Below are 21,940 nucleotides of genomic sequence, written 5' to 3'. Positions count from 1 at the left end.
ATGCCTGTCGCCGGGGCATGCTGTCAGCGCGTCATGAATCGCTCCCGCCCAAGCAGTGTCACCAGCAACGCGACCGAGTCGGCGTTTTTAAGCGTGATGTCGATACGCTTGCGAACATCGTCGTAAAACACGTCTCGAGCCTCATCTAGGGTCTTCTTACCCGCTATCCGCAGAATCGTCTGCTTACCATTACCGTCCGTTCGCCTCAAGTCGCGCCACGCGTCTTCATACAGCTGCCTGAACAGTTTGTCGCGGTCAGTGTGGTAGGACAGGGTCTTCTGCTGTTGATAGGTCAGCTCGTTTCTGATGCGCAGTCGATACTCCGATGCATCATCCAGTAAATCAACAAATGGCGCCTGAGATTCGAGATAGGCAATGTCGTCAGTCTTGAGCACCAGGTGAGATAACTCATGAATCAGGATCGTGGCGCGATAATGCGGACCATGCTTGAATTCACCCGAGCGAATGACGTTGAGCTTGAAACGGTAGGTAGGCAAACGAAAGAACTGCTCAGTCAGAAAAACCCGCCTTAATGGGTCAGCTTCGAAGATAAACGCACTGGCGGACTCGTTGCCCACCCGGTTAATGCCGACCACGTAACGCTTGGAGTCGATAGGCGACATCGAAGGGCTCATCAACTCCTCGTAAATCTTGGTAACGGCCTTTTTGGTGACTTTATATAAATGCTCATCCGGGACCTTCTGAGCAAAAAAATCAGCCAGTATCTTTTCCGTCCGTGGATCTGGCTTTCCGTCCGGCAATCGCCTGGTCAGGTTGGCCAGGCAGTTTTCCAGATAATGCTGAGCCTGAACATATGCATCTTCGATGGCCTGGGCCATTTCTCGATAGGAATGTCGAATCTCGGACATACCTCGAGCATTGATGACTATCAGGTCGTCAACCAGATCATCAATGACGCTGCCTTCAATACGGGTAAGTGCACCACCGCCACCTTTTAGTCCGCCCTGAATATCGAGTTTCCATTGCTGATCGGCATCAAGACTGACCGAGGGGCCAATCTTCTTGCCCGCAATAATGAACCAACCGTCCTCATCGGACTGCAATTCATAGGTCTTACCACCAATGGCTGCATACTTTCTATCGGTGGCCGGATCGCGGTAGACACTTAACAGCTCATCCCTTTGCAGCGTGTCCAAGGCGATCTCATGAGCTTCGAATTCGCGCAGGCGGTCTCTTATCTGCTGCGTCAGTGAGCTATTGCTCCAGGAAAACCCGGACTCATTGGGCTCATCTTCCAGTTGCAAAAGCGTGTCGGACAGAGCAGCGTCGTCCGGTAACGTGCTGGTCTCGTCAACCGTACGTGATGTGAATGCCGAAGAATTCTGCCCGGAAGAGATCATTACGCTCAAGGCAGCCATGAACTCCGACAGGGCCTTGCCCCAGTGCTGCCCCCCGGCCGAGATGACCGACAGATTCAATAGCGCCTGCCCCTGGATGATACCAACCAATGCACCCAGACGCCCCGGCATCAGTGCCATGACTTGCTCGGCCCCCAAAGTGAACAGGTACCGGGAAGCAGCGCGGCGCTGTTCGGCATTAGTGACGCTGTGCTGTTGCACTTGTAACTTCAGGGTATCCAGAGCGCCCTCGAACATCAGCAGCAGACAGTTACCGTTATAGGGATCGATTTGCACGGTCACCGGTGCAGGAGTATCAAAGGGCACGTCAAAAGAGGATTCTGCACTGAAAGGTAGATGCGGCTCCACGAAGCCACCTTTGTCATAGACTTTGCGCAAATGGGGATCAACACGATCCAGAATGTACGCTTGAAGATAGGTAGAGGTATGGATGTCCCTCAACAGCGCAGCCTGGTCCGGGTACTCCTTGAAAACAAATTCGTCGTGCAGTGGCGCGTAAAGCACCCACGGCCCCGATTGGCTTTCATGCGGCCCCATCAGATACGTATTGAGTACGAGGGTCGGCTCCCAGCCTTCCTTGGCAGGGAGCAACTGCAGGGGGCTGAATACCATCTTGCAGCCGTTGACGGGAAGGCGTGCAATGGCATCAGGCATATCAAGAACGTTTTCGATGACCGTATAAGCTTGCTCGGACAACTCATTCTTGAGCCTGAGCGCAAACGCTCGCAGTATATCCAGCGAAGGGATCTGATCGACGAACAGTTTGCGTCGCTTGAGGTAATCAGGAGCAGTCGCGGCAAGGATCGGGTCGAGCATGCTCCGGTAACCCGCAGCGATGTCCAGCGACCTCACCAGATCACGAACGTAAGCCGGAGTGAGCGACGCGTTCAGTGGCTTATCGTGCGCTGATGAGAGAAGGATGACCCCGTCCTGCCTGGACAGGAAACGGTCGATGGCATATTCCACAAGGGTTTCGCTGACTGATTGTGTGGCCGCCGGTATCGACTGGGGTGTCTGCCCCGGTGCGACCGGGACAGGAATGTAATGCGCCATTGTCACCCGGACGCTTTCAGGGTCAGGGCGAGGCTCGGTGAAATCAGTGTTGAACCTGCTTTTCAGTCGCTCGCAGGAGTAGTCATAGAGACTGGGTATATCAAACAAAAAATCTTTCTGGCCGATACAGGTCACATAGAACCGCTGCAGGGCATTCACCAGCGTAATCTGATCAGTCCCCGACGCTTCGCTGACCCATGAAGGGACGATGGCTTTGTAGATGATGAACTGGATGGCAACGCCCAGATAGCCAAGAGCCTGGCGATTTCGGTCATCGCGCTCTCCTGCACTCAGCAGGTTGACGAAAAGTTCTGACGGTACCCGCCAGGTCACGGCCTGCTGATAAAGATACGCCACAGTGCTTCGCTGACGTTCCACCTCGCCACGTTGTAACGTTTCGATGAAATGCTCTTCAATGCGTTGCAGTTTTACCTTGAGATCCAGCGTGCCAGTCCGGGTACGATGATCAAGCAGCCTCTGCCTGTCCGGCTCGGCAAGAACCCCCGACAAGTGCGAAACCAGTTCGAAACCTGTCAACCGCGCAGCAATGTAGTCTTTCAGTGCCTGCAGGGTTTCGAAACTTACAAGTCCCTTGCTCAGTACCCACAGAGCGGGCGAGCTGTGAGCAAGCCTGTTATTGATCACGAACGCGTTGGGCACCTGGATTGCAGGTGATTCAGGATCGAACTGAACAGAAACGGTGAACGCATCGACCTGTGACTCACCCAGAGCCTCCCTGAGACCAGGCAGTGGCCGGTCCAGTAATTGCTGAACGCTCTCGATGACCGACTCGGGAAGCAAACCTGTACGCTTTTCAACAAGCAATTCCAGGCGCAGTGCATACTCGCGGACCAGGCCGGATATCACACCGGGGCGCTCGCTGCTATCCAGCTGACGAACCGTACGTGAATAGAATTGGCTGATTTGCTCTTCGAAGCGGCGAGGAAACTCCTCCTGTACACAGACCAGTATGTGTTCGAGCAATGCCAACGGCAGGCGTTGCAACGGCCGATTCAGAACCGGAGTTATCAGCCCTGCCACCACCACGCTGTCTGACAGGGGGTCCTGCGTGTAGCCACAAACGCGGTCAAGCGCCAACGAAAGCAGCCGCACAGGCACCCCATCCATGGCAGCCGGCAAGATCCAAAGGGCCCGGGCATCCAGAGGTGGTCCTCCAATTACAGCCAGGTAACGGTTCAGCGCGTGACGCATGCAGCCCTCTACACCGGCATGTAGAACATCAACGCGCTCAAGCAACACATCAAGCTTCTTCAGTTTGCCAATCCAGTTGTAAGAAGGCTCGGAAACAAGCTTCGGATGCTCCCCCACGCTAGCCTGGATCGAGGCTCCCCAGGTTTGGCCAAAGGGCAGCACTTCCGGACGCCAGCGCCCTGAGTCGTGGAGGTTTGATAGCCGGCCATCCAGTAGTGCGCGAATATCCAGTGCATCATCAACCCGAACCGGATTTTTTTCATATTGGATCGGTGGCAGGCCCAGGACATAACGCAAATTGCGCTTTTGCAGAGCGATCACAGAGTCAGCGAATTCACTGAAAAACACGTTGGCTAACGCATCCTGATACGACTCGACCTTACCCTTCTCTTTAATGGCAAGGTGATCGTTCAAGGATGAATAAAACAGCAGCTCGGCACGTGAGGGGTCGCTCAGTACGTGCGCTATTGCACGAGCCGGATCATCAAAGCGCAAGAAGCCCGACAGCGAGAAGTAGAGAAACGCACTCGACGGCTGTTCTGCGGGAAAATCAATCAGGAACACGCCCACCAGCTTGACAGGCTCCTGTCCAGCAACGGTGACTGACAACCGTTGAACGCGTATCGACTGTGCATTGCCAGGTTGCGAGGGTAACAGGCTGAGCAAACAGCGATACTCTGCTTCAGTCATCGTGCCATGTGCCCGGCTCGATAGAAGATGCTGAAGAAAGCACTCAGCGAGCGCATGACCAATAAAGTCTCTTGCTGTACGGCCGTCCTGTCGTTTTGACATCCAGTAGTCAGACAGCAATTGCTCGTATGCATCGCGGACTCCCGAAACCACGTCAGCCAGCGCCAGCTCGAAAAGCTCGCTCTGCGCTTGCGGCAAGACAAGGCCCCGCGCATCCAGAAATTGCCGTATCAGACCCGTCGGAAGAACGTTCAGGGAAAATGCCTGCACAGCAGCATCAGCCAGATACTGAGTGCCCACTACCGATCCACTACCGATGACACCACCGGATTGGCTCCGGGGTCAGTGCCCAGAATCTGCACCACCTGACTGAAAACGTCGACGCTGTCTGCGACGCCTCTCTGCACTAACGCCGTCTGCAAGGCCTTGCCTGCCGCAGCTCGCAGGTCCGGCAGCTCCTGCAACTGGACCAACAGGCGTTCCAGATGCCCGGCCTGCTGGCGCATGATCGCCAGCGTACGCGCTTCGAAGAGCGAGCCCTCGACACGCTCTGCCTCGATAGTCGATATATCGCTGACGTCGCCAAACCGCTGCTGCAAGGCACTTAGCAGCGAAGTGCGGCTCTCGAATCGCTCGACCCCGAAGGTCAGGGTACTCAAAAAGACTGGCGCGACACCTGGCGTGGGGTCACTGATTAACAAGGCACCCGCAAGTTCGGCGTTAGCGGGCGAATTGTCGCCTATGATCAGCCGATCAGCTCTTGGAAGGGGTGCATCGCTGTTGGGCTCGACACTTACTCCGACCAATAATTGCAGCCACTTGCCATCTTCACTGCTGATGCGTGAGCTGCCGACTGCGTCATGAATGTCCTGTGTGAATCGGCTGCGCAGAGAGTCGCTGAAAAAATAGGGAAGTACTGTTGGCATGTGCTGTTTCCTTTGACTAGCCCTCATCGCTCACTGCGCCGGGGCACGTGGCAGAGGAAAAGGAAACAGCTTATTGAGGTAGCACGACGCGCCTGCGTTACATAAAGCAATGGGTCCGCAGGCGCACGTCGCTCACATCAATTAACGGAAGGCTGGACGTTCTTTTCAACCCATGCAGCGAAGGCGTTGATGAACGTCTCCAGAAATGGCCGTGTCTTGTCGGACAGTGCGCCCGCTTCATCGAAAAAGCTTCCAGCGCCACCCAGGTATGCCTCAGGCTGCTGAAGGCACAGCACGTCCAGAAATACCAGAGACTGGCGCAGGTGATGGTTGGCACCAAAGCCACCGACAGCACCCGGAGAAGCGCTTATGACCGCGCCGGGTTTGCCGCTGAAAGCGCTTTTGCCGTAAGGACGCGAGCCCACATCAATGGCATTTTTCAGGGCACCCGGCACCGAACGGTTGTATTCCGGTGTTACAAAAAGCACGCCGTCGGCAGCGCCCAACTGGTCGCGAAATGCACTGTAAGCTGGCGGCGGAGAAGCGCCATCAATGTCTTCGTTATACAGAGGCAAATCGCCAATTTCGACGATATTAAGTTTAAGGCTGGCAGGTGCCAGCTCCGCGAGGGCAAGCGCAATTTTTCGGTTGATGGAGTCTTTTCGCAGACTGCCGACCAATACGGCAATGGTATGAACCTGGCTCATGAAAATATCCGTCATCTGATTAATAGGGAATATCAGGTATACAACAACAGCCGCCTTTAGACGACCATTGCCCTGGTCAATTCCCCGACGCGCCACAACCGCCCGGATTATTTTTTTCCTGCCGGCAAACTCACCTATAGATCAGTGGTCTACTAGCCTCGATGGATTCGTAAACCAGCAGTTATATTCAGTTTCAGAGGTTACAGAGCAAATGGCTTCAGTTCTCGTCGGACAATTTCATGCCAGAGACGCCGAAGGTCGCGTCTACCCGGTCCATGAATTCCAGGAATCGCAGCCGGGTGAGGTGCAGGGCGGGCAGCCGGTAATCACTTACAGACTGGCAATTGGTGACCGGGTCAAGCATTTGGGCGGTGAAGACTTTCAACTGGTGCAATCGGGCGTGAAAATCACCCGTACAACGCCGTAATACAAACAGAACTCCCGCTCGAGCTACCGCTGCCAGCGGGAAGTTGCTAGTCAGAAAAGATCAGATACCAGAAAATTGCCGTTTCACGTGTGTTGGGATCTATGCCTCGATAGCGCATATGGTCCACCCCGCCTACCACGTATCCACAACGCTCATACAACCTGCAGGCACCCAGGTTATTGTTCTGGGTTTCCAGAACGATGCCGGGCAGATTGCGCTTGCGGCTCCAGAATTGAGCGACATCGAGCAATGAGCGCGCGACCCCATGACGACGCGCCGACTCGTCTACCGCCAATTCATCGATGTAGGCGAACCCGCTCCAGTGAGTGCTCATCACGATATGGCCAACCGGGCGGTCATCCAGCCAGGCCACCATCACCGAACTCGTGGCGGCATCGCGATGATCGGCAAACTCCTGAGAATCGATACCATAATTCTTGCTGTACGGCTCGACCAGCTCAACCTGCCATGAATCAACGCTTTCGCCGATACGCGGTTGGGCATAGCCAAGCACTGTAAACGTGAATTCGCTATTGAGAATGTAGTCCTCAAAGCATTCGTCTGCGATCCGAATGCTCAAGGCAGGGTTTGCCAGGTTCATGTCACCACTCGCTGGTTGCTGTCAGGAGGACGTCTGCGCTGCGGCTTCCAGCATTTGTACCCACAAAGCAGGTGCACCGGATGCCTTGGCAATGGTGCTCATACGGACTTCATGCTCGGCCAGTTCACTTTCCGAAGCACGAATGATGCGGCAAGGTTTGCGATCGGCAGGCAAACGGCGGATTTCGCTGCCTCGGTTGCCAGAGCCTTCACCGGAGCCGTTGCCGTCAGAGGCATTACCAGCCAGCGACAGGCTGGTCTGCCCGCCGGTCATCGCCAGGTAGACGTCGGCCAGAATTTCAGAGTCGAGCAGTGCGCCGTGCAGCTCGCGGCCCGAGTTGTCGACGCCGTAGCGCTTGCACAGGGCATCCAGACTGTTGCGCTGCCCCGGATGGCGCTCGCGGGCCATCATCAGGGTGTCGAGGATCGAACAGTGCTGGGTGATATCAGCCCTGTCCTGCGAACCCATCAAGGCAAATTCGTTGTTGATGAAGCCAACATCGAACGCCGCGTTGTGAATGATCAGTTGCGCGCCTTTGATGAATTCGAAAAATTCATCGGCGACTTCGGCAAACCGGGGCTTGCCGACCAGAAATTCGTTGGTGATACCGTGAACACCAATCGCGCCTTCGTCACTTTCGCGATCAGGTTGCAGGTACACGTGAAAATGCCGACCGGTCAGGCGCCGGCCAATCAACTCGACACAACCGATCTCGATGATCCGGTGACCATCTGTCACCGGCATACCGGTGGTTTCGGTATCGAGAACGATCGATCTGTTATCCAGGTTTTGTAATGCCATTGACTGTCGCCTCATCTACAGACCGCGATTCTAACACGCCATGGAAGCTGCGAGCCTGTCGGATCCAACCGCAATAGAAAGGGATAAACGTCAGCAGGCGCTGCAGGGATACAACGGATTCGGCGATTTTACCCGGAACTCGCCCGCCTCCCGAGTTGCATCATGAGTTGCGATAAAGGCAACAGAGTTCCGAGTTTGCGATGATTGCTGACGCGTCTGCCGCGTGTCCATACTCGACCCATCGGCAACAGGAGATCGATATGAGCCCTCTTTGGCAGCGCCTTCGCGATCAAGCCCGGCAACTGACCGAGCGCAACCCGGTACTCGGCGATTATGCGACAAGCCACCTGCTGGTCTATTCGACTTTCGAGGATGCGCTCGCTGCGAACCTTGCCCGACAGATGCAGGCCCAAGCGAGTAACGTGGCGCTGGAAGACTGGTTCAAGGCGATCATAAAGGCCAGGCCGTCCATCGCTCAGGCAGCAGCTGCCGATATCAACCATCTGGAAACAGTCAATCCTGCCTGACCGGATCACCTCACGGCCTTTCTGACCTTCCGGGGCATACAGGCCGTTCAGGCATACCGCATCGCCCATGCACTGTGGGCTGAGGGCGATGAGCAAAGCGCGGTGCTAGTACAGAACTGGGCGGCCAACACCTGGAGCATCGATATTCACCCGGCGGCGCGGCTCGGCAAATCCTTGTTTGTCGACCATGGCATCGGCCTTGTTATCGGGGAAACCGCTGTAGTCGAAGATCAAGTGAGCCTCTGGCACGGTGTCACGCTGGGCAGCACCCTCAACGAAGCAGGCGACCGACACCCGAAAATCCGCAGAGGCGCACTTATTTGCTTTGCGCCGGAGCAACCGTTCTGGGAAACATCGAAGTAGGAGCAAATGCCATTGTGGCGGCCAACTCGGTCGTACTCAAAGCAGTGGCGGCTGAAACGGTCGTCGCTGGCACACCGGCAAAGGTGGTGGGTAATGCCCCTGCTTTTCTGGCGACCTTTACGACAAAATCCAAAGGCTAATCAGGAGCTATTACCATGACAGCCGTTGCTCAATTTGCGCAGGGTATCGATCATCCTCTTGTCACCGTGCGTAGTCATGCCGAGGCTCTGGAGCTGTATCGCAGAATGGGCTTCGCGCCGTCGCCGGTCAGCTACCACCCTTGGGGAACCGTCACCTCGTTGATGATGTTTCCCAGTAACTTTATCGAATTGATCAGCGTCGAAGATGCTTCGAAATTCGGCACCCACTCGGTAAACGGTTTCTGCTTCGGACGTCAGTTGGGTCAATTCCTCGACCGCGGCGAAGAAGGCGTTTCGCTGGTGGCGCTGCACAGTAAAGATGCCGACGATGACCACGCGCGTATGGCAGCTGCAGGGCTTGAAAGCCAGGGCCGTATTGATTTTCGCCGAAAAATGACGCTTCCCGATGGTCGCGACGATGAAGCCGTTGTTTCGCTGGCGCTCTTCATCGACCCGGAACTCCCGGACGCCTCCAACTTTATCTGCCATCAGCATCGTCCTGAGCTGATCTGGGTGCGCGGCTGGCAGAACCACCCCAATGGTGCAGACGGGATTCTGGCGATCACCTATCTGGCAGACCCCGAACGGCTTGAACCCCGCTGGCGAGCTATCTACGGCAATGCGGTGACATACAACGGTGCCGCCCTGGAGGCTGATACCCGATGCGGCGTATTGCGTGCCATCGACGCCGCGACAGCTGCCCTGGAATTTCCGGGCGTCGAGCTACCTGCAATTACCAGGGAGCGCCCCCATGCGATTTCCATCCGGCTGCGCACCACGAGCCTCAACGATCTGCGCGCAATACTGGCGCGTAATGACGTGGCTCATCATGAAATACGGGGTCATGAAATACCGGACCGCGTCCTCGTGGCGCCGCACGCGGCAGGCAATGTCATCCTCGATTTCGTACAGAGTATCTGACTGAACGTCGACTGACGAATATCAGCTTTTTATGCCACGCACTTCGTCAACACCACGGTTGGCAAGCTGGTCGGCACGCTCGTTGCCGGGATGGCCGATATGGCCTCGTACCCACTGCCATTTCACGTTATGCCGGCTGACCTGTTCATCGAGCAGCTGCCACAGATCGGCATTTTTGACCGGTTCCTTGGCCGCGGTTTTCCAGCCGCGTTTCTTCCAGTTGACCATCCACTCGGTAATGCCTTTCATCACGTACTGAGAGTCGGTCACCAGCGTCACTTCGCAGGGACGCTTGAGCTCTTCGAGCCCGCGAATGGCACCCGTCAGCTCCATGCGGTTGTTGGTGGTGTTGGCCTCGCCACCCCACAGCTCTTTTTCGACACCCTTGCACACCAGCAGGGCACCCCACCCGCCCGGGCCAGGATTGCCCTTGCAGGCACCGTCGGTGAAGAGTTCAACGCTATCGCTCATTACGACCTTTCCAGAATGATGGGCTTCATGTGCATCAGGGCATTGCTCAGGAATGATCCTGAGTGTTGCGACTGACCTTGGCCATCGGCATGGGAATCAGCTTGCCGATAGGGTCGCGGCGTACCTGACGTACAGGCCTCAGGCCTACCACCAGTTTACGCGCCACCAGAAGGTAGAAGCCGCCACCGGGGCTCTGACGTCCTTCACCGAGGCTTTCGAGCCCAGCAAGCCGTGACTGCCATGCCGCTGAAGCAAGGGGCGGACGATAGCATCCGAAGCGCCGTTTCTCCAGCGCGAAGCCCAGCAGGTTCAGCCAGTCGGCGACCCGCGAGGATGAGATGCAGCGCGCCTTGCGCAGCGCATCCCGAGCGAACACGTGACGCATGCCCCAGGCGCTCCAGGGGTTGATGCCGATAATCAGTAAGTGCCCGCCCGGCCGAACACTGCTGGCTGCTTCACGAAGTAGCCCGTGGGGCGACAGGCAGAAATCCAGGCCGTGTTGCAGTACCACGACATCCGCCGCGTGTTCGCTCAATGGCCAGGCCTGCTCTTCGCAGACAATCTCGACGCCCGGCAATGGTGCTCCAAGCCGCACATTGCGTTGCACCTGCGGGGCAACCGGCGGCGCTTGCGCCGACGGGCCGTAATGCACCAGATAGCCGCCGAAATACCGCCCCAGCTCTTCGTCGAGAATGCGCCGTTCCTCTTCGAGCAGAAGCTGCCCCAGCGGCCCGGAAAGCCATTCACGGGCAGCGCGGATCAATGCAAGCCACTCAGGATCAGCCTGAGCGAACGCTTCATCGGTCATGAGTTCTCCTCCAGAGGTGCTCGCGTACAGCGGCAACAGACTCTAAGATGCACCATTGTCCGCCGCTATGCGAACTGCGCCATGATACAGATCCACGCCCTTCCTGCTTTCAATGACAACTACATATGGTTGTTACAAGACCTTTCGAGCCAGCAATGCGCTGTGGTCGATCCTGGCGACGCGAAACCGGTGCTGGGCTGGCTGGCGGAGCATCCGGACTACCGGTTGACCGATATTCTCATCACCCACCACCACAATGATCATGTCGGCGGCGTGGCGGAACTCAAGCAGGCGACCCGGGCACGCGTACTCGGACCTGCGGCAGAGACTATTCCGGCACGCGATATCGCACTGGTCGACCATGACCGACTGACAGTGCTCGGCCTCGAGTTTGTGGTGCATGCAGTTCCCGGCCACACGCTCGGTCATATCGCCTTCTACCATGAAGACGCTACAACGCCCTTGCTGTTCAGCGGCGACACGCTGTTCGCAGCAGGCTGTGGACGTCTGTTCGAGGGTACGCCAGAGCAGATGCATGACTCCCTCGAGCGTCTGGCCAAACTGCCGGACAGCACGCTGATTTATTGCGCCCACGAATACACGCTGAGTAATCTGCGCTTCGCCCAGGCCGTCCAGCCCGATAATCAGGATATTGCCCAACGCCTCGCCGAAGTCACCCGCTGGCGTAGTGAAAATCGCATCAGCCTTCCTTCGAACCTGGCTCTGGAAAAACGCACCAACCCGTTCCTGCGAACCCGGGAAACATCTGTTAAAGAAAAAGCGGACGAACGGAGCGGCGGGCAAAACACCTCGCAGAGTGCGGTCTTTGCCAGCTTGAGGGCATGGAAAAATAAGTTCTGACCCGACCATAAAACCGCAATAAAATTCTGAAAGGTTGACCGACGGCAGGCTGCTTCCTAGAATCGCCCGACATTTTCGTCTGGATGTACCCCCCGAACAATGTCGTCATCTATCAGCAAGCCTTCACATTCGGACGCATTGACTCGGTTGGCTCAGGCCATGGCTGTCACCGCGAGTGCGCTTCTGGCCGGTTGCCAGAGCACTGCCAGCGTCGACCCGGTCAGCAGCCATCGCACGCCTAATCTGGCCGCCGGCATCAAGCAAAAACCGATTTTCCTGTCTCACAGGCCCGTCACTCCCCTCGCCCCGCCACAAGATGTGTGGGAGCGCATGCGTCAGGGCTTTCAACTGCAACAAGGCAACGATCAAAACCCCCGTATCGACCAGCAGCGCCTGTGGTTCGCCAACAACCCTTCCTTTCTGGAAAACGCTGGCGAGCGTGGCAGCCTGTATATGCATTACATCGTCGAGCGCCTTGAGGAACGCAACATGCCGCTGGAGCTGGCTCTGCTGCCGGTCATCGAAAGCGCCTACAACCCGATGGCCGTTTCACGCAGCCAGGCTGTAGGTCTATGGCAGTTCATCCCCTCGACCGGGCGTTACTTCAACCTGCGCCAGACCAGCTTTTATGACGGACGTCGCGACATCCAGGCCTCGACCGTTGCCGCACTGGATTACCTGACCCGTCTGCATGACATGTTCAACGGTGACTGGTTGCAGGCCCTCGCGGCCTACAACGCGGGCGAAGGCACAGTGAGCCGTGCCATCGAGCGCAATGACAAGCTCAACCTGCCGACCGACTACTGGAACCTGCCACTTCCGCAGGAAACACGGGACTATGTGCCCAAGCTGCTGGCCTTGTCCCAGGTGGTACTGTCGCCGGAAGCCTATGGCGTCAACCTCAATCCGATCGCCAACCAGCCCTATTTCGAAGTCGTCGAACTCAACAAGCGCGTCGATCTGTCCAAATTGGCCAGCGCTGCCGATATTGACGAAGATGAGCTTATCCAGCTCAACCCTGCCTACAAGAAGCGCCTGACGGTCGATGGGCCTCAGCATCTGCTGGTGCCAACGTCCAAGGCGCAACTGCTGACTGCCAGCCTGCTGACCATGAAACAGGAAGAGCTGGTCGCCTGGCAGCCTTACCGCGTACGCAAGGGCGATACTCTGGAAAGCCTGGCGAGTCGCTATCAGGTCACGGTCAGCTCGCTCAAGGGCAATAACAAGCTGTCCGGCAACCGCCTGAAGGTCGGTCAATCACTAAGCATACCGGTCAAGCCGAGCATGCAGAATTCACAGCCCGTGTTCGAAGCGTTGGCCAGCAACGACAAGCCGTCACGTACCCGAAGTTACAAGGTGCGCAGCGGTGACAACCTGACCACCATCGCGCAAGCCAACAAGGTGGATGTCGAAGACCTGCAACGCTGGAACAAGCTGACCGGCAAGAAGCTCAAGGTCGGCCAGACGCTGGTCATGCAGGACACCAGCAAATCCAGCAGTAAAACGGTCGCCAGCGCCAAAGACGGCGAAAAGAAATCCATGCAGTACAAGATCCAGAAAGGCGACTCGATGTACCTGGTCGCCAAGCGCTTTAACGTCGAGATGCAACATCTCAAGCGCTGGAATCCACGTAGCGGGCAGGCCCTCAAACCCGGTCAGACCCTGACCGTTTACCTGCCGCACTGATGATCGCGGCCACTTGCCCTTCGATAACCTTGGGGCGGGTGGCCGATGCAGCCCCGGCGGCGCAGTCACCTGCAGTCTTTTTCCAGCTGGAACAAGCTGTTACTGTTAGCGACCCGAAAGCCCAAGTCGCCCGGATCGTGATACGTCCCTTCCTGCTAACCATCAGCCTGGCCTTGAGCTTCTGCGCCAACGCAGCCATCACAGAAAGTCATGGCTATGCGCAGTTTGGTGTTCTCAAGTACCCGGCCAGCTTTACTCATTTCGACTGGGTCAATCCCGAGGCGCCGAAAGGTGGCACCTTGAGAATGATGGCGTTTGGTACGTTCGACACGCTCAATCCTTACACATTCAAGGGCAGCAGCCCGGTCTCGACCGGAAACTTCCTGCAATATGGCGTCAATGAACTGAACGAGCCGTTGATGGTGGGCACAGGGCAGTACGACCCGTCCGGCGATGAACCGACCTCCAGTTACGGGCTGATCGCCCAGTCCGTTGAATACAGCGAGGACCGCAGCTGGGTGGTGTTCAACCTGCGCCCGCAGGCGCGCTTTCACGATGGCAAGCCCATCACCGCCTACGACGTGGCGTTTTCCTACCGAACGCTGCTCAAGGACGGTCATCCTCAATACCGCACCGCCTTGCAGGAAGTGCAGCGCGTCGACATCCTCAATCGTCATCGCATCCGGTTTGTCTTCAAGCGCTCTGGCAATCCGTTGCTGATTCTGCGTCTTGGGGAACTGCCAGTGCTGCCCCAGCATTACTGGAAGAACAGAGACTTCAAGGCGACTACCTTCGAACCGCCGCTGGGCAGTGGCCCCTACCGCATCACCCGCGTGCAGCCCGGACGTCAGCTGGTGTTCGAGCGGGTCAAGGATTACTGGGGCAAGGACCTGCCGGTCAACCGCGGCAAATACAATTTCGACCGGGTGGAAGTCGAGTTCTACCGCGACAGCGATGTGGCGTTCGAAGCATTCAAGGCGGGCGAATTCGATATCTACATCGAGCATCAGGCCAAGAACTGGGCGAATGGCTATAACTTCCCGGCAGTCGCAAACGGTCAGGTAATCAAGGCGCAGATTCCGCACCGCATACCGACCCAGACCCAAGGCCTGTTCATGAACACCCGGCGCGCGGCCTTCGCCGATATCCGCGTACGCGAAGCACTGGGGCTGTTGTTCAATTTCGAATGGACCAACCGCACACTGTTCAGCGACGCTTATGAGCGTTCGACCAGCTATTACCCCAACAGCGAGTTTTCCGCGACGGGCCTGCCAAGCGGGGCTGAATGGTTATTGCTGGCGCCTTATCGCGATCAGTTGCCCGCCAGTCTGTTTACCCAGCCATTTGCCCCATCGAAAACCGATGGCGGCGGCATCCCGCGCGACACTCTGCGCAAGGCCTTGAAACTGCTTGCCGATGCTGGCTGGACGCTGTCGGACAAGGGCTTGCTCAACGCCGACAAGCAACCGCTGCGCTTCGAGATCCTGCTGGTCAACCCCAACCTCGAACGCATCCTGCAGCCCTACATCGAAGACCTGCGACGCCTGGGTATTGATGCAGGGCTGCGCACCGTCGATCGCGCCCAGTACAAACAACGCCTGGACCGTTTCGACTTCGACATGATTCTCATGCCCCTGCAACAGACGCTGAGCCCCGGTCTTGAGCAGTGGCAATATTTTCATTCAAGCCAGGCCGCGATCAACGGCAGCAAGAACTACGCCGGCATTGCCAACCCGGTGGTCGACGCCCTGCTGAACAAACTGCTCGGCGCGCAAACCCGCGATGAACAGGTCGCGGCTGCGCGAGCGCTGGACCGCGTGCTGCTGGCTCAGCACTACAGCATTCCCAACTGGTATCTGAACAATCATCGGCTTGCCTATCGCAACCGATTCGCCATGGTCACCACCCCGCCCTACACCCTGGGGCTGCGTGCGTGGTGGCTCAAGACTCTGGAGAAGCCCCGATGAACCCATTGCATTCCCTGCGCGCGCAAGCGGCCGGTCTGCTGTTGGCCAGCCTCGCCTGCACGGTACAGGCTGCGCCTCAGCATGGCGTAACGCTGTACGACGAGCTGCCCAAGTACCCGGCCGACTTCAAGCACTTCGACTACGTAAACCCGGATGCGCCCAAGGGTGGCACGTTCCGTCAGGCAGGCTTCGGCGGTTTCGACAGCCTCAACCCGTTCATCAACAAGGGCGTGCCGGCAGATGACATCGGCCTGATCTACGACACCCTGGCCCGTGCAAGCCTGGATGAACCGTTCAGTGAGTACGGGCTGGTTGCCGGTAAAATCGAGAAAGCCCCGGACAACAGCTGGGTACGCTTCTACCTGCGCCCGGAAGCGCGCTTTCATGACGGCCACCCGATGCGTGCCGAAGACGTGGAGTTCAGCTTCAAGACACTGATGGAGCACGGGTCGCCCATGTACAAGGGTTACTACGCCGACGTCGATCAGGTGGTCGTCGAAGACCCGCTGCGCGTGCTGTTCAAATTCAAGCACAAGGGCAATCGGGAGATGCCGCTGATTCTTGGCCAGTTACCCGTGCTGCCCAAACATTTCTGGGCAGATCGCGACTTCAGCAAGGGCAACCTGGACTTCCCGCTGGGCAGCGGGCCGTACAAGGTCGCCGATGTAAAAGCCGGGCGCTCGGTGCGTTATGAACGGGTCAAGGATTACTGGGCCAAGGACCTGCCGATCAATAAGGGCTTCTACAACTTCGATGTGCTGACCACCGACTACTATCGCGACAACACCGTCGCGCTGGAAGCGGGCAAAGCCGGGCAGTTCGATTATTGGGTGGAAACCAGCGCCAAGAACTGGGCAACTGCATATGACACGCCAGCAGTCCGGGATGGCAGGCTGATCAAGGAAGAGCTGCCCAATGGCAATCCGACGGGCATGCAGGGTTTTGTCTTCAACCTGCGCAAGCCGGTGTTTCAAGACGTCAGGGTACGTGAGGCGCTGACTCTGCTGCTGGACTTCGAGTGGACCAACAAACAGCTGTTCAACGGCTCGTACAGCCGCACCAAAAGCTATTTCGACAACTCGGAAATGGCCGCCAGCGGTCTGCCGTCTGCCGAAGAACTGAAAATTCTTGAACCGTTGCGCGGCAAGATTCCGGATCGAGTGTTCACCGAACCCTTCACCCTGCCGGTAACCGATGGCAGTGGCATGATTCGTCCACAGCAACGCCGGGCCTTCCAGCTGTTGCAGGAAGCGGGCTGGAAGATCGTCGACGACAAGATGGTCGATGCCCAGGGCAACCCGGTGAAGCTGGAGTTTCTGATCGCCCAGACCGAATTCGAGCGCATTCTGTTGCCTTACAAACGTAACCTGAGTGATCTGGGCATCGAGCTGGTGATTCGCCGCGCCGACGTGTCGCAATACATCAACCGCCTGCGCTCGCGGGACTACGACATGATCGTCACTGGCTATCCGCAGTCCAGCTCACCCGGTAACGAGCAGCGCGTGTATTTCGACTCATCCAGCGCCGACAACCCGGGCAGCCGCAACTTCATGGGCCTCAAGGACCCGGCGGTAGACACGCTGGTCAACGGGCTGATCAACGCCGACTCCCGGGAAAGCCTGATCACCCATACCAAAGCGCTGGACCGCGTATTACTGTGGGGTTTTTACGTTGTACCCAACTGGCACATCAAAACCTGGCGGGTGGCTTACTGGAATCACATCGACCATCCCAAGGCCAAGGCGCTTTCCGATATCGGCCTGATGACCTGGTGGGCGAAGCCGAATGTCAAACCCGCCACCGCGACCCCGTCAGCCACTGATCAGGCCAAGCCTGCGAACGCGGAGCAATAACATGCTGGCTTATATTCTGCGACGGCTACTGCTGATCATCCCTACCCTGCTCGGCATTCTGATCATCAACTTCGTCATCATTCAGGCCGCACCCGGTGGACCGGTCGAGCAGATGATCGCCAAGATCGAAGGCTTTGATGGCGCTACCAGCCGAATTGCGGGTGGCGGTGCCGAGGTATCGGTGGCGGGCTCCAACTACCGTGGCGCGCAGGGCCTGGACCCGGCACTGATCAAAGAAATCGAACGCATGTACGGTTTCGATAAATCGGCACCGGAACGCCTGTGGATCATGATCAAGAACTACGCCACGCTGGATTTCGGCGACAGCTTCTTTCACGATGCCAAGGTGATCGACCTGATCGTCGAGAAGATGCCGGTCTCCATCTCTCTGGGGTTATGGAGCACGCTGATCATGTACCTGGTGTCGATCCCGCTTGGGATCGCCAAAGCCACTCGCCACGGCAGCCAGTTCGACGTGTGGACCAGCTCGGCGATCATCGTCGGCTACGCCATCCCGGCGTTTCTGTTCGCGATTCTGCTGATCGTGGTGTTTGCCGGTGGCAGCTACTTCAACTGGTTCCCGCTGCGCGGGCTGACTTCGAACAACTATGACGAACTGAGCACCCTGGGCAAGATCTTCGACTACTTCTGGCATCTGGTGCTGCCGGTCACCGCGCTGGTGATCGGCAACTTCGCCACCATGACCCTGCTGACCAAGAACAGCTTTCTCGACGAAATCAGCAAGCAATATGTCACCACCGCCAAAGCCAAGGGCCTGAGCAACCACAAGGTGCTCTACGGCCATGTGTTTCGCAACGCGATGCTGCTAGTGATCGCCGGGTTCCCGTCGGCGTTCATCGGTATCTTCTTCACCGGCTCGCTGCTGGTGGAAGTGATCTTTTCGCTGGACGGCCTGGGCCTGATGAGCTTTGAAGCCGCTATCAACCGCGACTACCCGGTGGTGTTCGGCACCCTGTTCATCTTCACCCTGCTGGGGTTGGTGGTGAAGCTGATCGGCGACATCACCTACACCCTGGTAGACCCGCGCATCGACTTCGAAAGCAGGAAGCATTGATATGAAGCTGTCTCCTCTCAATCGCCGTCGCTTCGAACGCTTCAAAGCCAACCGACGCGGCTGGTGGTCACTGTGGCTGTTCCTCATCCTGTTCGGCCTGAGCCTGGGCGCCGAACTGATCGCCAACGATAAACCGCTCGCCGTGCGCTACGACGGTCACTGGTACTTCCCGGTGCTGGAGCGTTACCCGGAGACCACCTTCGGCGGCGAATTCCCGCTGGAAGCCAATTACAAGAGCCCGTACATCAAGGAATTGCTCGCGGCGAAGGATGGCTGGACCCTGTGGGCGCCCATCCCGTTCAGTTACCAGAGCATCAACTACGACCTGAAAGTCCCCGCCCCTGCGCCACCGTCCCGGGAAAACCTGCTGGGCACCGACGATCAGGGCCGTGATGTGCTGGCACGAGTGATCTACGGCTTCAGGATTTCCGTGCTGTTCGCCCTGACCCTGACCATCCTCAGCTCGATCATCGGCGTCATCGCCGGTGCCCTGCAGGGTTTCTATGGCGGCTGGGTCGACCTGCTGGGCCAGCGTTTTCTGGAGGTGTGGTCGGGCCTGCCCGTGCTGTATCTGTTGATCATTCTCGCCAGCTTCGTGCAACCCAACTTCTGGTGGCTGCTGGGCATCATGCTGCTGTTCTCCTGGATGAACCTGGTGGACGTGGTGCGTGCCGAGTTCCTGCGTGGCCGGAATCTGGAATATGTAAGAGCCGCGCGAGCGCTGGGCATGGAGAACGGCGCGATCATGTTCCGCCATATCCTGCCCAACGCCATGGTCTCGACCATGACCTTCATGCCGTTCATCCTCACCGGGGCCATCGGCACCTTGACTGCACTGGACTTCCTGGGCTTCGGCCTGCCCGCCGGATCGCCTTCGCTGGGCGAACTGGTGGCGCAGGGCAAATCCAACCTGCAGGCACCCTGGCTGGGCATCAGCGCGTTCGCTGTGCTGGCCATTATGCTGAGCCTGCTGGTGTTCATCGGCGAATCTGCCCGCGATGCTTTCGACCCAAGGAAATAAGATGAGCAATGACAATCTGATCGAAATCCGCGATCTGGCGGTCGAGTTCGTGACGGGCGACTCACGGCAACGGGTGGTCGAGAACATCAGCTTTGACATCCGTCGGGGTGAAACCCTCGCACTGGTCGGCGAAAGCGGCTCGGGCAAATCGGTTACAGCGCATTCGATCCTGCGCCTGCTGCCCTACCCCATTGCCAGTCATCCGAGCGGCACTATCCGCTACGGCGGTGAAGACCTGCTGAAAGTGGAAGAGAAAAAGCTGCGCTCGATCCGTGGCAACCGTATCGCCATGATCTTCCAGGAACCGATGACTTCGCTGAACCCGCTGCACTCGGTCGAAAAACAAATCAACGAGGTGCTGGGCCTGCACAAGGGCCTGACCGGCAAGGACGCCACCAAACGCACGCTGGAGCTTCTTGAGCTGGTAGGCATCCCCGAGCCACACAAACGGCTCAAAGCCTTGCCACACGAGCTTTCAGGCGGCCAACGCCAGCGTGTAATGATAGCGATGGCACTGGCCAACGAGCCGGAGCTGCTGATTGCCGACGAACCGACTACTGCACTGGACGTCACGGTACAGCTGAAAATTCTTGAGTTGCTCAAGCAATTGCAGGCTCGTCTGGGCATGGCGTTGTTACTTATCAGCCACGATTTGAACGTGGTAAGGCAAATAGCCAACCGAGTATGTGTCATGCAGCGCGGTTGCATCGTCGAACAGGCATCGTGCGAAGAATTGTTCCGTTCGCCGCAACATCCTTACACCAAAGTGTTGCTCAGCGCAGAGCCCAGCGGCGGTCCTTCGACCAACCCGGCCGGCGCCCCGCTGCTTGAAGTCGAGGACCTGAAAGTCTGGTTCCCGATCAAGAAGGGCCTGCTCAAGCGCACGGTCGACCACGTCAAAGCGGTGGACGGCATACGCTTCAGCCTGCCGCAAGGGCAAACACTGGGCATCGTGGGTGAAAGCGGGTCGGGCAAATCGACGCTGGGGCTGGCGATTCTTCGACTGATCGGCAGCCAGGGCACCATACGTTTCAAGGGCAACGCGCTAGAATCTCTGTCGCAACAGCAGATCCGTCCGCTGCGCAGGCAGATGCAGGTGGTGTTCCAGGACCCGTTTGGCAGTTTGAGCCCGCGTATGTCAGTGGGTGAAATCGTTGGCGAAGGCTTGCGAATCCACGGTATGGGCACGCCCGCCGAGCAACAGACGGCGATCATCGAAGCACTCAGGGAGGTTGGCCTGGATCCGGATACCCGGCACCGCTACCCTCACGAGTTCTCCGGTGGCCAACGGCAGAGGATCGCCATTGCACGTGCGCTGGTATTGAAACCGGCGCTTATCTTGCTGGACGAGCCGACATCAGCCCTCGACCGGACCGTACAGCGTCAGGTCGTCGAGCTGCTTCGCTCGCTGCAAGCCAAGTACAATCTGACGTATTTGTTCATCAGCCATGACCTGGCTGTCGTCAAAGCGCTGAGCCACCAGTTGATGGTGGTCAAGCAAGGCCAAGTGGTCGAACAGGGTGCAGCGCAGGACATCTTCGCCGCACCGCAACATCCTTATACACAGCAGCTGCTGGAAGCCGCCTTTTTGGCACCGGTAGCTGTCGATTAACCTGAAGAGGAACAACACATGGGTTTTCTCGCCGGTAAGCGCGTCCTGATCGTCGGTGTCGCCAGTAAACTGTCCATCGCATCCGGCATTGCTGCCGCCATGCATCGTGAAGGTGCAGAGCTTGCTTTCACCTACCAGAACGACAAGCTCAAGGGCCGTGTCGAAGAGTTCGCCGCAGGCTGGGGCTCAGGTCCTGAGCTGTGCTTCCCTTGCGATGTGGCCAGCGACGAAGAGATCACCAAGGTCTTTGAAGAGCTGAGCAAGAAGTGGGACGGCCTGGACGTGATCGTTCACTCGGTCGGCTTTGCTCCGGGTGACCAGCTCGACGGCGACTTCACCGACGCCACCACTCGCGAAGGTTTCCGCATCGCTCACGACATCAGCGCCTACAGCTTCGTGGCCCTGGCCAAGGCTGGTCGCGAAATGATGAAAGGCCGCAATGGCAGCCTGCTGACCCTGTCGTACCTGGGCGCAGAGCGCACCATGCCCAACTACAACGTCATGGGCATGGCCAAGGCCAGCCTGGAAGCAGGCGTTCGTTACCTGGCCGGCAGCCTCGGCCCGGAAGGTACTCGCGTCAATGCCGTATCCGCCGGCCCGATCCGTACACTGGCTGCTTCGGGTATCAAGAACTTCCGCAAAATGCTGGCTGCCAACGAAGCGCAGACCCCTCTGCGCCGCAACGTGACCATCGACGAAGTCGGCAATGCCGGCGCGTTCCTGTGCTCTGACCTGGCGTCGGGCATCAGTGGTGAGATCATGTACGTCGACGGCGGTTTCAACACCACCGCGATGGGCAGCATGGAAGAGTAAGACGGCAAGCGCCGCTCCTCGCGAGC

15 protein-coding genes and 2 pseudogenes are annotated in these 21,940 nt (G+C 57.8%); 11 read left to right on the top strand and 6 right to left on the bottom strand.

Annotated features, from left to right (window positions below):
• Positions 1-23 precede the first annotated feature (23 nt).
• Both ALO64_RS23375 and ALO64_RS23370 read right to left on the bottom strand, forming a co-directional pair.
• Positions 24-5,260 (bottom strand): annotated as a pseudogene (locus tag ALO64_RS23375) (dermonecrotic toxin domain-containing protein).
• 137 nt (positions 5,261-5,397) lie between these two features.
• Complete coding sequence (locus ALO64_RS23370) at positions 5,398-5,967, bottom strand: NADPH-dependent FMN reductase (RefSeq protein WP_002552754.1); 570 nt, start codon at positions 5,965-5,967, stop codon at positions 5,398-5,400.
• Positions 5,968-6,178: 211 nt separating this feature from the next.
• Between ALO64_RS23370 and ALO64_RS23365 the strand changes: the two genes are divergently transcribed.
• Complete coding sequence (locus ALO64_RS23365; RefSeq protein ID WP_002552753.1) at positions 6,179-6,394, top strand: hypothetical protein; 216 nt, start codon at positions 6,179-6,181, stop codon at positions 6,392-6,394.
• Between the two features lie 46 nt (positions 6,395-6,440).
• Here the strand turns inward: ALO64_RS23365 and ALO64_RS23360 are convergent, their stop codons facing one another.
• Entirely contained in the window at positions 6,441-6,995 is a 555-nt protein-coding gene (locus ALO64_RS23360) for a GNAT family N-acetyltransferase (RefSeq protein ID WP_002552752.1), read from the bottom strand.
• A gap of 21 nt (positions 6,996-7,016) precedes the next feature.
• Positions 7,017-7,796: a DNA polymerase III subunit epsilon gene (dnaQ, locus tag ALO64_RS23355; RefSeq protein ID WP_002552751.1), complete on the bottom strand. Its 780-nt coding sequence runs from the start codon at positions 7,794-7,796 to the stop codon at positions 7,017-7,019.
• A 260-nt stretch (positions 7,797-8,056) separates the two neighbouring features.
• Between dnaQ and epsC the strand changes: the two are divergent.
• Positions 8,057-8,826, top strand: a pseudogene (epsC, locus tag ALO64_RS26685) (serine O-acetyltransferase EpsC).
• A gap of 15 nt (positions 8,827-8,841) precedes the next feature.
• Positions 8,842-9,747 carry a VOC family protein gene (locus ALO64_RS23345; RefSeq protein WP_044344223.1) on the top strand — a complete coding sequence of 302 codons (906 nt, stop codon included), beginning with the start codon at positions 8,842-8,844 and terminating at the stop codon, positions 9,745-9,747.
• Between the two features lie 21 nt (positions 9,748-9,768).
• On the opposite strand, the gene rnhA is transcribed toward ALO64_RS23345, so the two are convergent.
• Both rnhA and ALO64_RS23335 read right to left on the bottom strand, forming a co-directional pair.
• Entirely contained in the window at positions 9,769-10,218 is a 450-nt protein-coding gene (rnhA, locus tag ALO64_RS23340) for a ribonuclease HI (RefSeq protein WP_002552748.1), read from the bottom strand.
• A gap of 46 nt (positions 10,219-10,264) precedes the next feature.
• Entirely contained in the window at positions 10,265-11,026 is a 762-nt protein-coding gene (locus ALO64_RS23335; protein ID WP_005733148.1) for a methyltransferase domain-containing protein, read from the bottom strand.
• An 81-nt stretch (positions 11,027-11,107) separates the two neighbouring features.
• On the opposite strand from ALO64_RS23335, the gene gloB reads away from it, so the two are divergent.
• The 8 genes from gloB to fabI all read left to right on the top strand — a co-directional run bounded on the left by gloB (position 11,108) and on the right by fabI (position 21,914).
• Positions 11,108-11,887, top strand: coding sequence for a hydroxyacylglutathione hydrolase (gene gloB, locus ALO64_RS23330; protein WP_044344222.1), 780 nt, complete (start codon positions 11,108-11,110; stop codon positions 11,885-11,887).
• A gap of 99 nt (positions 11,888-11,986) precedes the next feature.
• The gene (locus tag ALO64_RS23325; RefSeq protein ID WP_044344221.1) at positions 11,987-13,573 is read left to right on the top strand and encodes a lytic transglycosylase domain-containing protein; all 1,587 of its coding nucleotides are present in this window, start codon (positions 11,987-11,989) and stop codon (positions 13,571-13,573) included.
• 137 nt (positions 13,574-13,710) lie between these two features.
• A complete protein-coding gene (locus ALO64_RS23320; RefSeq protein ID WP_044344225.1) occupies positions 13,711-15,540 on the top strand; it encodes an extracellular solute-binding protein in 1,830 nt (609 codons plus the stop codon).
• A complete protein-coding gene (locus ALO64_RS23315) occupies positions 15,537-17,393 on the top strand; it encodes an extracellular solute-binding protein (RefSeq protein ID WP_044322785.1) in 1,857 nt (618 codons plus the stop codon). The genes ALO64_RS23320 and ALO64_RS23315 overlap by 4 nt, the downstream gene beginning before the upstream one ends.
• Before the next feature lies 1 nt (position 17,394).
• Positions 17,395-18,468, top strand: coding sequence for a microcin C ABC transporter permease YejB (locus ALO64_RS23310; protein WP_044344220.1), 1,074 nt, complete (start codon positions 17,395-17,397; stop codon positions 18,466-18,468).
• A 1-nt stretch (position 18,469) separates the two neighbouring features.
• Positions 18,470-19,489, top strand: a complete 1,020-nt coding sequence (locus ALO64_RS23305) for an ABC transporter permease (RefSeq protein WP_002552741.1) — start codon at positions 18,470-18,472, stop codon at positions 19,487-19,489.
• Between the two features lies 1 nt (position 19,490).
• Entirely contained in the window at positions 19,491-21,101 is a 1,611-nt protein-coding gene (locus ALO64_RS23300) for an ABC transporter ATP-binding protein (protein ID WP_044344219.1), read from the top strand.
• A gap of 18 nt (positions 21,102-21,119) precedes the next feature.
• A complete protein-coding gene (gene fabI / locus ALO64_RS23295; RefSeq protein ID WP_004660733.1) occupies positions 21,120-21,914 on the top strand; it encodes an enoyl-ACP reductase FabI in 795 nt (264 codons plus the stop codon).
• Positions 21,915-21,940: the final 26 nt, after the last annotated feature.

The organism is Pseudomonas meliae (assembly GCF_001400515.1).
GTDB classification, from domain to species: Bacteria; Pseudomonadota; Gammaproteobacteria; order Pseudomonadales; family Pseudomonadaceae; genus Aquipseudomonas; species Aquipseudomonas amygdali.
This window is presented reverse-complemented; position numbering and strand designations above follow the sequence as displayed.